Source organism: Lentzea sp. NPDC036949 (assembly GCF_055608075.1).
On sequence record NZ_JBVJRA010000001.1, the window covers coordinates 924,341 to 933,565 of the forward strand.

The window sequence follows — 9,225 nt, forward strand, 5'->3', positions numbered from 1 at the left end:
GGGCGGAACTCGGTGAGGGGCGTGGTACGGGCTGGTCTACCCTTCTCAGGGTGATTGACCTCAAGGTGTTGCGCGAGAACCCGGAGATCGTGCGCGCTTCGCAGCGTGCCCGCGGCGAGGACGAAGGTGTCGTCGACGCCCTGCTGTCCGCTGACGAGCGCCGGCGTTCCGCGATCTCCCGCGCGGACACCCTGCGCGCCGAGCAGAAGGTGCTCGGCAAGGAGGTCGGCAAGGCCAAGGGCGACGACAAGACCGCGTTGCTGGTGAAGGCCAAGGACCTGTCGAACGAGGTGAAGGCCGCCGAGGCCGAGCAGCACGCCACCGCGGCCGAGGTCGACGAGCTGCTGGCCAAGATCCCGAACCTGGTGCACCCGGACGCCCCGGTCGGCGGCGAGGACGACTTCGTGGTCCTCAAGACCGTCGGCGAGCCCCGCGAGTTCGACTTCGAGCCGGTCGACCACCTCGACCTGGGCACGAAGCTGGGCGCGATCGACATGGAGCGCGGCGCCAAGGTCGGCGGGTCGCGGTTCTACTTCCTCACCGGGGTGGGGGCGCAGCTGGAGCTCGCGCTGCTGAACATGGCGGCGGCGCAGGCGACGGCGAACGGCTTCACGTTGATGATCACGCCCACGCTGGTGCGGCCGGAGATCATGGCGGGCACCGGGTTCCTGGGCGCGCACTCCAGCGAGATCTACCACCTGCCGAACGACGACCTGTACCTGGTCGGCACGTCCGAGGTGCCGCTCGCGGGCTACCACGCCGACGAGATCCTCGACGGCGAGCGGCGCTACGCGGGCTGGTCGTCGTGCTACCGGCGCGAGGCCGGCTCGTACGGCAAGGACACCCGCGGCATCATCCGCGTGCACCAGTTCAACAAGGTCGAGATGTTCTCCTACGTCAAGCCGGAGGACGCCGAGGCGGAGCACGCCCGGCTGCTGGCGTGGGAGGAGGAGATGCTCGCCAAGATCGAGGTCCCCTACCGCGTCATCGACACGGCGACCGGCGACCTGGGCACCTCCGCGCACCGCAAGTTCGACTGCGAGGCGTGGGTGCCGACCCAGGGCAAGTACCGCGAGCTGACCTCGACGTCGAACTGCACCACGTTCCAGGCGCGCCGGCTGAACGTCCGCTACCGCGACGAGAACGGCAAGTCGCAGATCGCGGCCACGCTCAACGGCACGCTGGCGACCACGCGCTGGATCGTCGCGATCCTGGAGAACCACCAGAACGCCGACGGCTCGGTCACCGTGCCCGCGGCGCTGCGGCCGTTCATGGGCGGCGTCGAGAAGCTGGTCCCGAAGGGCTAACCGAGCGCGGGCAGCACGTCGGCGGCGACCTGTTCGACCACCGACTCGCTGCCCGCGTACACGCCGTCGTGCCGCGGCCAGTGCGACACCACGTCGGTGAAGCCCAGCTCGGCCGCGCGGCCGACGGCGTCGGTGAAGCACTGCACCGACGACAGCGAGTAGACCGGTGCCGAGTCGAGGTTGAGGTACCGGTCGACGCGCGTGCGGCGGCCGGTGCGCAGGATCGTCTCGTCGAACTGCGCGGCCATCCGCGCGACGCCGCGCCACCACTCCTCGTGGTCCTCGGCCGGCGGGCCCATCGTGACCCAGCCGGTGCCGAACCGCGCCGCCACCTCCATCGCCTTCGGCCCGTTCGCCGCCACCACGAACGGCAGCCGCGGCCGCTGCACGCAGCCGGGGAAGCCGCGGGCCTCCACGGCCTGGTAGTAGCGGCCGTCGTAGCTCACCTCGTCCTGCGACAGCAGCTGAGCGAGCAGCTCGACGAACTCGGTGAACCGCTCGGTGCGCTCCTTCGGCAACGGCGGCTTGCCGCCCAGCACCGTCGTGTCGTAGCCGGGGCCACCGGCGCCGACGCCGAGCGTGAACCGGCCGTCGGACACGTCGTCCACGGCCAGCAGCTCGCGGGCGAACGACACCGGGTGGCGGAAGTTCGGGCTGGCCACCAGCGTTCCCAGGCGAATCCGGGTCGTCACCATCGCGGCGGCGGTGAGCGTGGGGATGGAACCGAACCACGGTCCGTCGACGAGCGTGCGCCACCCGAGGTGGTCGTAGGTCCACGCGTGGTGGAAGCCGTACTCCTCGGCGGCCCTCCACTTGGGCTCGGCAATCCACCAGCGGTGCTCGGGAAGGATCACTATGCCTGTGCGCACACCCGTACCGTAACGACCTGTTCTGCCGCCGGACGAACCACACCAGGCAACATGGTGGACGTGGAACAACCTCTGCTGGTCGCGACCGACATCGACGGAACCCTGCTCACGCCCACCGACGAGGTGTCACCCCGCACCGCGGCGGTGGTCGGCCGGGTGATCGCGGCGAAGGTGCCCTTCGTCCTCGTCACGGGCCGTCCGCCGCGCTGGATCCCCACGCCGGCCGCCAAGGCGGGCACGACGGGTCTCGCAGTCTGCGCGAACGGCGCCGCCCTCTACGACATCGCCGCCGACCGCGTCCTGTGGCGCAGGGGCCTCGACCCGGTCCTGCTCAGCGACATCGCGAGCACGCTGGACCGCGTCCTGCCCGGCTGTGCGCTCGCCGTCGAACGCCTCGGCGAGACCGCGGCCGACTCCGACTTCGTCGCCGAGCACGGCTACGAGCACGCCTGGCCGGAGGGACCGTCCGAGGACGTCCACCGCGCCCGCGTGCTCGGGTTCGACGCCGTCAAGATGCTGGTCAGGCACACCGGCATGACCAGCGCCGCGATGGTCGAGGCGTGCGAGGGCCTGGTCACCGACCACGTCGACGTGACGTTCTCCACGAACAACGGGCTGATCGAGCTGTCCGCCAAGGGCGTCACGAAGGCCACCGGTCTCGCCGACGCCGCCGAGCGCTTCGGCGTCCCCGCGAGCGCCGTGGTGGCGTTCGGCGACATGCCCAACGACATCCCGATGCTGCAGTGGGCGGGGCACGGCGTGGCGATGGCCAACGCGCACCCGTCGGCCCTGGAAGCGGCGGACGAGGTCACCGCTCCGAACTCGGAGGACGGCATCGCCCTGGTCCTCGAGCGCTGGTTCTGACCTCGTAGGCTGGCGCCATGCGTGCTCTCGTGACCGGCGGTGCCGGATTCATCGGCTCCACCCTCGTCGACCGCCTCCTGCGCGACGGCCACACCGTCCACGTCGTCGACGACCTGCGGCGGGGCAAGCGCACGGCGCCCGAGGCCCACGCCGAGCGCTACTCGTTCACGCAGCTCGACGTCACCTCGCCGGAGCTGGCCGACGTGGTCGCGGCGGCCGCTCCCGAGGTCGTCTACCACCTGGCCGCGCAGATCGACGTGCGCGTGAGCGTCGAGCGGCCGCTGGACGACGCGACCCAGAACGTCCTGGGCACCGTGAACCTCGCGGAGGCCGCCCGCCGCGCCGGCGTGCGCAAGGTCTGCTTCGCCTCCTCCGGTGGCTCGATCTACGGCACCCCGGACGTGCTCCCGGTGTCCGAGGCCGTGCCGATCAACCCGAAGTCGCCCTACGCGGCGTCGAAGGTCTCCGGCGAGGTGTACCTCAACACCTACCGCCAGCTCTACGGCCTGGAGTGCACCCACCTGGCGCTGGCCAACGTCTACGGCCCCCGCCAGGACCCGCACGGCGAGGCGGGCGTGATCGCGATCTTCGCCAACGCCCTGCTCGCCGGGAAGCCGACCAAGGTCTTCGGCGACGGCGGCAACACCCGCGACTACGTCTACGTCGAGGACGTCGTCTCGGCGTTCGTCGCCGCGTCCGGTGAGGCCGGCGGCGGGCAGCGCTACAACATCGGCACCGGCCACCAGGTGTCCGACCGCGAGCTGCACACGCTCGTCGCGAAGGCGGCGGGTGCCGCGGACGACCCGGAGCACGCCCCGGCCCGACTCGGCGACCTGCGCGCCTCCGCGCTCGACGCGAGTGCCGCGGAGCGCGACCTCGGCTGGACCCCGGAGGTCGACATCGCGACGGGCGTGTCCCGCACGGTCGACTACTTCCGCGCTCAGCTCTGAGCGACCGGCCGGGCCTGGCGGAAGGTCAGGCCCGGCCGCCCGTCAGGCCTGGGCGACCGCCTGGTCGGCCACGTACCGGGCGATCTCCAGCGACGACGTCGCCGCCGGCGAGGGCGCGTTCAGCACGTGCACCTGGGCCGGTGCCGTCTCGATGAGGAAGTCGTCGACCAGCGAGCCGTCCGGCAGCATCGCCTGCGCCCGCACGCCGGCCTCGGACCTGACCAGGTCCGACTCCTGCACCGCCGGCACGAGCCGGGCCAGCGAGGCGGCGAACCGCTTCTTCGAGAACGACCGCAGCACCTCCTCGGCCCCGGTCTTCGCGAACTTGCGGGCGAGCTTCCAGATGCCGGGGAACCGGGCCACGTCCCAGAGGTCGGCGGGCGAGATCTGGGTCCACCGGTAGCCCTCGCGGCGCAGCGCGAGCACGGCGTTGGGGCCCGCGTGCACGGAACCGTCGAGCATGCGGGTGAGGTGCACGCCGAGGAACGGCAGCGTCGGGTCCGGCACCGGGTAGATGAGGCCCTTGACCAGGTGGCGCGCCTGCGGGGCGAGCTCGTAGTACTCGCCGCGGAACGGCACGATCGTCGCGCGCGGCTCCAGGCCGGCGAGGCGGGCGACGCGGTCGGACTGCAGACCGGCGCAGTTGACCAGCAGGTCGGCGCGCAGCACCTCGGTGCCGGTGGCGACCTCGACCCCGCCGGTGCGGCCGGGGCGGATGCCCAGCGCGGGCGTGAACAGGCGCAGGTCGGCGCCGGCCGCGTTCAGCGACCGGACCAGAGCGCCGCAGATGCCGGGGAAGTCGATGATGCCGGTGCTCTCCACGCGCAGGGCGGCCACGCAGGAGACCTCGGGCTCGTAGTCGCGCGCCTCGGCGGGGGAGATCAGCTTGGCGGGCACGCCGTTCGCCTCCGCGCGCTCCGCGAGCACGTTCAGCGCGGGCAGCTCGTCGGGGGAGGTGGCGACGACGAGCTTGCCGCACACCTCGTGCGCCACCCCGTTGGCGCGGGCGAAGTCGATGATCGAGCGGTTGCCCGCCACGCTCATGCGCGCCTTGAAGGAGCCGGGCTTGTAGTACAGCCCCGCGTGCACCACGTTGGAGTTGTGGCCGCTCTGGTGGGCCGCCCAGTGGCCCTCCTTCTCCAGAACCGTTACCCGGTAACCCCTGCTGACCAGCTCGTTCGCCGTTGCCAGACCGAGGATGCCGCCACCGATCACGATCGCGTGCCGCAAGACGTCTCCCTCATTCACCTCGTGGACCGCACGCCCGCTCCGGTGGACCGCGCGTACGGCCGACAAGGATACGTCCGGCCGGGATCGGCGCGGTCGGCCCCGGTATGGTGACGGCCGCTGTGTCATCTGGGCAGCACGCAGAAACTCCGTGGTATGAGCCATTCGCCGGTGCGGTGTCACCGCGGTGGGGAAAAGGGGGCACCGCGATGACTCAGGTCGCGGCAGCACGACGTCATCCGCTGTTGGAGGACGTGCACAGGATCATCGAGGACCGGTCGTGCTCCGTCCTCTCGTTCGACATCTTCGACACGATCCTGTGGCGGCGCGTGCCCCGGCCCGCGGACGTGTTCGGCATCCTCGGCGCCCGCCTGCGCGCTGCGGGGCTCGCGCCGGAGTGGGTGACCGACGCCACGTTCCGCCGGATGCGCGTGGTCGCGGAGGACAAGGCGCGCAACGGCCGCGAGGCGCTGGGCACCGAGGTCTCGCTGTTCGACATCTGGCGCGCGATGCCGTCGAACGTGTTCCCCCGCGAGCGCCTCGACGAGCTGGTGAAGGCCGAGATCGAGACCGAGCGCGAGTACACGGTCGTCGACCTCGACATGGCCGAGGTGGTGAAGAGCGCGCTCAAGCACGACGTGCAGGTCATCTTCGTCTCCGACACCTACTTCACCGAAGAGCACCTCAACTACCTGCTCGACCGCCCCGAGCTGGGCAGCCTGAAGGACGTCAAGATCTTCCGCTCGCACCAGCACGGGCTGGACAAGGCGAGCGGGCTGTTCGAGATCGTGCTCAAGGAGATCGGCAAGGAGCCGGAGCAGGTCGTGCACATCGGCGACAACGTGGTCGCCGACATCGAGGTGCCCGGCGAGATGGGCGTGCGGACCGTGCTGTTCCGCCGCCTCGACGACGAGCTGACGAACGTGCTGGAGCGCGAGAACGACACGGTCGAGCACTTCGGCCCGTACGCGCCGCACTTCGACGCCGTCGAGGGCGACTTCGGCATCACCAGCCTGCGCGCCAAGACGATCCAGGCCGGCCGGCACCAGTCCAACTCGGCCGTCGACACCGCGTGGCGGTACGGCGCCTCGGTGTTCGGCCCCGTCCTCACCGGCTTCGCCGAGTGGGTGGCGTGGAAGGCGCACACGGCGGGCAAGAAGGTCCTCTGGTGCCCGATGCGCGAGGGCGAGCTGCTCTCCGAGCTCGTCAACAACGCGGCGAGGGCCCGCGGCTGGGACGTCACGGCCAAGCCGATCTGGCTGTCCCGCCACGTCACGTCGATCGCGGGTGTCACGGAGTTCGACACCGACTCGATCCACGAGTTCATCCGGCGCAGCTACCAGCTGAACGTGCGCCAGGTGCTGTCGACGATGGGGCTGCGCGCGGGCGACGTGCCGAGCCTCGCCGGCGACCTGAACACGGTCATCGACAACGGCGGCATCGCGGAGCGGGTCAGCATCGCGCTGACCGAGACCCCGCACATCCAGAACCGCCTCAAGGGCAACCTCACCGCCGCCCGCGAGCGGCTGATGCTCTCGCTGCGCAAGGCGGGCGCGCTGGACGGCGACGACATCACCCTCGTCGACCTCGGCTGGGGCGGCACGATCCAGTACATGCTGGCCAAGGCGTTGAAGGCGGCGGGCAGCGACATCGTCCCGGCCGGTCTCTACATCGCCACGGACCACCGCGCCGCCCGCGCGTACCTCGCCGGGCTCCAGGTCGAGGGCTACCTCGCCCAGGCCGGTCACCCCGAGGACACCTGCGCCACCATCGTGCGCAGCCCCGAGGTGTTCGAGCAGTGCGTCAACTCGATCTGCGGCTCGCTCATCGGGTTCACCGAGGACGGTGCGCCGGTGCTCGGCCCGGTCTCCGAGTCGACCTCGCAGAACAACGAGCGCAGGGCCGTGCAGGACGGCATCAAGGCGTTCCAGGCGCAGTGGAACCGCTACGTCACCCACTTCGACGGCCGGTGGGCGGACCTCACCACCTCCCCGGCGGCGAAGGACCGGCTCGCCAACATCCTCGTGTCGGCCCTCAAGGCGCCGACGCCGGAGGAGGCGGCCGTGTTCGGCAACTGGGCGCACGAGGACAACTTCGGTTCCTCGGTCGTCACCAGGATCGTGCCGGAGGACCTGAAGGCCGTGCTGCCGTACCTCTCGCCGGCCGACCTCGACGACCTGCACATGCGCGACTCGTTCTGGCCGGCCCTGCTCGCCGCGTCCGACACCGGTCTCGGTGCGGCCGCGCGCGGTCTCGCCACCGGCCGGATCGAGCCGTCGGTCTTCGAGTCGAGCGGTGAGCCGATGGAGACGGCGCTGTACTACCGCACCGCCGAGGACAAGTGGCGTGAGGCCGGGCGCAAGCGCGTGCGGATCAACCACAACGGCCTGTCGTTCGCCCGGCTGCGGTTCGAGCACCACGACACCATCGACCTCTCCCTCGCACTGCCCGGACGTCCCGCGATCGTGCGGGTCGACTGGATCGAGGCCGAGGTCGTCGCCGCGGGCGGCCGCAAGGTCACCGTCCGCTGGGAGGGCCACGACGACTTCGCCGGCATGAGCTACCGCGAGTGCCGCTGGCTCGGCGCGAACATGGTCGAGTTCGACAACGAGCACTCCGCGCTGATCCTGCCGATCGCGCAGCGCGCCGGCGGCTGGGTGTCGTCGGGCCAGGTCACCGTCGGGTTCGCGGTGCTGCCGCAGTCCATCTCGCACCTCTCCCCGCACCTGCCGACCGCGAAGAAGCTCGCGCGGGTGTCCGGTCGCCTCAAGCAGGAGTACAGGACTCGCGGTCCGGCCGGACTCGCGGCAAGCGCGGCGCGGATCGCGATCCGCAAGCTGGGAGGTAACACGTGATGCTCGACCCGGCGATGACCGGCGACAGAACCGATCCCCACGCCCAGGCGAGGACCGCGCGGCAGCAGCCCTTCCTGCTGCACTCGATGTCCGTCTTCCACGAGATGTTCAAGATCCTCTTCACCTACAAGAAGATCGAGAGCGTCCTCGAGGTCGGTGTCGAGTCCGGTCAGGTCAGCTCGATCTACACCGAGCTGGGTGCGTCGAAGGTCTACTGCATCGACCCGTACCCGACGGCGGAGCTGCGCGAGACGCTCGCGAAGAACCCGAAGCTCGAGCTCGTCGAACGGCCGTCGCCGCAGGTGCTGGCCGAGCTGCCGGCCGCCGACCTGTACGTGCTGGACGGCGACCACAACTACGCCGTGCTGCACGGCGAGCTGACGTACCTGCTCAAGAACACGCCGGACGCGGTCATCGCGCTGCACGACGTGCTGTGGCCCTGGTCGCGCCGCGACCTGTACTACGAGCCGTCGCTGCTGTCCGGTGACGCCAAGCACGAGGTGTCACTCGTCGACGGACCGACGATCTGGCACGACGAGCTCACGCCCGCCGGTTTCGTCGGGCACGGCTCGTACAGCGTCGCCGTCGAGGCGGGCGGCGAGCGCAACGGCGTGCTGACCGCGATCGAGGACGCCATCGCGGAGGCCGACGAGGACTGGCTGTTCGTCATCGTGCCCGCCGTGTTCGGCATGGGCGTGATGGTGCGCAAGGACGCCCCGTTCGCCAAGAAGCTGCTCGACGCGCTCAAGCCGTACACGTCGTCGAAGCTGCTCGCGATGATGGAGAACAACCGCGTCGCCATGTACACGCGCGTGCTGCAGCTGCAGTACGAGGCGGTGGCCGCCGCGGAGAACCACGACCGCTTCGCCGAGGAGGTGGCCCGGCAGCGCGTGGAGATCGAGCGGCTGCACGGCGAGCTCGCACGGCGGAACCACGAGCTCGGGGTGCTCCGCACGCAGAACGCGGAGCTGCAGCGCCACCTGCGCGACCCCGACCTGGCGGGGGAACCCAACATCGGCACCGTGCTGCACCAGCTCAGCCGCGTCGCCGGCAAGCAGATCCGCAAGGCGCGCAACGGGTCCTGACCGGACTCAAGACGAGAGGCCCTCCCGGCGCTGTGCCGGGAGGGCCTCTTCGCGTTGTCAGGCCCGCG

The 9,225-nt window shown here is 70.8% G+C and carries 7 protein-coding genes; 5 read left to right on the top strand and 2 right to left on the bottom strand.

The genetic code is table 11. The annotated features are described in order from the left end of the window. Positions 1–50: 50 nt before the first annotated feature. On the top strand, positions 51–1,307 hold the full coding sequence (serS, locus tag ACZ7CD_RS04720; protein WP_360396976.1) for a serine--tRNA ligase: 1,257 nt from the start codon (positions 51–53) through the stop codon (positions 1,305–1,307). Here serS and ACZ7CD_RS04725 read toward each other — a convergent pair. After that, positions 1,304–2,176, bottom strand: a complete 873-nt coding sequence (locus tag ACZ7CD_RS04725; RefSeq protein ID WP_360396975.1) for an LLM class flavin-dependent oxidoreductase — start codon at positions 2,174–2,176, stop codon at positions 1,304–1,306. The genes serS and ACZ7CD_RS04725 overlap by 4 nt on opposite strands. 60 nt (positions 2,177–2,236) lie before the next feature. Here ACZ7CD_RS04725 and ACZ7CD_RS04730 point away from each other — a divergent pair, with 60 nt between their 5' ends. Further along, positions 2,237–3,040 carry an HAD family hydrolase gene (locus ACZ7CD_RS04730; protein WP_360396974.1) on the top strand — a complete coding sequence of 268 codons (804 nt, stop codon included), beginning with the start codon at positions 2,237–2,239 and terminating at the stop codon, positions 3,038–3,040. Positions 3,041–3,057: 17 nt separating this feature from the next. Beyond that, entirely contained in the window at positions 3,058–3,990 is a 933-nt protein-coding gene (locus tag ACZ7CD_RS04735) for an NAD-dependent epimerase/dehydratase family protein (RefSeq protein WP_360396973.1), read from the top strand. A gap of 42 nt (positions 3,991–4,032) precedes the next feature. Here ACZ7CD_RS04735 and lhgO read toward each other — a convergent pair whose 3' ends face one another. Continuing rightward, positions 4,033–5,220: an L-2-hydroxyglutarate oxidase gene (gene lhgO / locus ACZ7CD_RS04740; RefSeq protein ID WP_360396972.1), complete on the bottom strand. Its 1,188-nt coding sequence runs from the start codon at positions 5,218–5,220 to the stop codon at positions 4,033–4,035. A gap of 206 nt (positions 5,221–5,426) precedes the next feature. Here lhgO and ACZ7CD_RS04745 point away from each other — a divergent pair, with 206 nt between their 5' ends. Next, on the top strand, positions 5,427–8,072 hold the full coding sequence (locus ACZ7CD_RS04745; protein WP_470378308.1) for an HAD family hydrolase: 2,646 nt from the start codon (positions 5,427–5,429) through the stop codon (positions 8,070–8,072). Next, positions 8,072–9,157, top strand: coding sequence for a class I SAM-dependent methyltransferase (locus ACZ7CD_RS04750; protein WP_360397102.1), 1,086 nt, complete (start codon positions 8,072–8,074; stop codon positions 9,155–9,157). Before ACZ7CD_RS04745 ends, ACZ7CD_RS04750 begins: the two co-directional genes overlap by 1 nt. Positions 9,158–9,225 lie beyond the last annotated feature (68 nt).

What these genes read in the sequence shown, in the direction of transcription:
- ACZ7CD_RS04735 (WP_360396973.1), top strand. Translation starts at nt 3,058, where the DNA reads ATGCGTGCTCTCGTGACCGGCGGTGCCGGATTCATCGGCTCCACCCTC.
- ACZ7CD_RS04745 (WP_470378308.1), top strand. Translation starts at nt 5,427, where the DNA reads ATGACTCAGGTCGCGGCAGCACGACGTCATCCGCTGTTGGAGGACGTG.
- ACZ7CD_RS04750 (WP_360397102.1), top strand. Translation starts at nt 8,072, where the DNA reads ATGCTCGACCCGGCGATGACCGGCGACAGAACCGATCCCCACGCCCAG.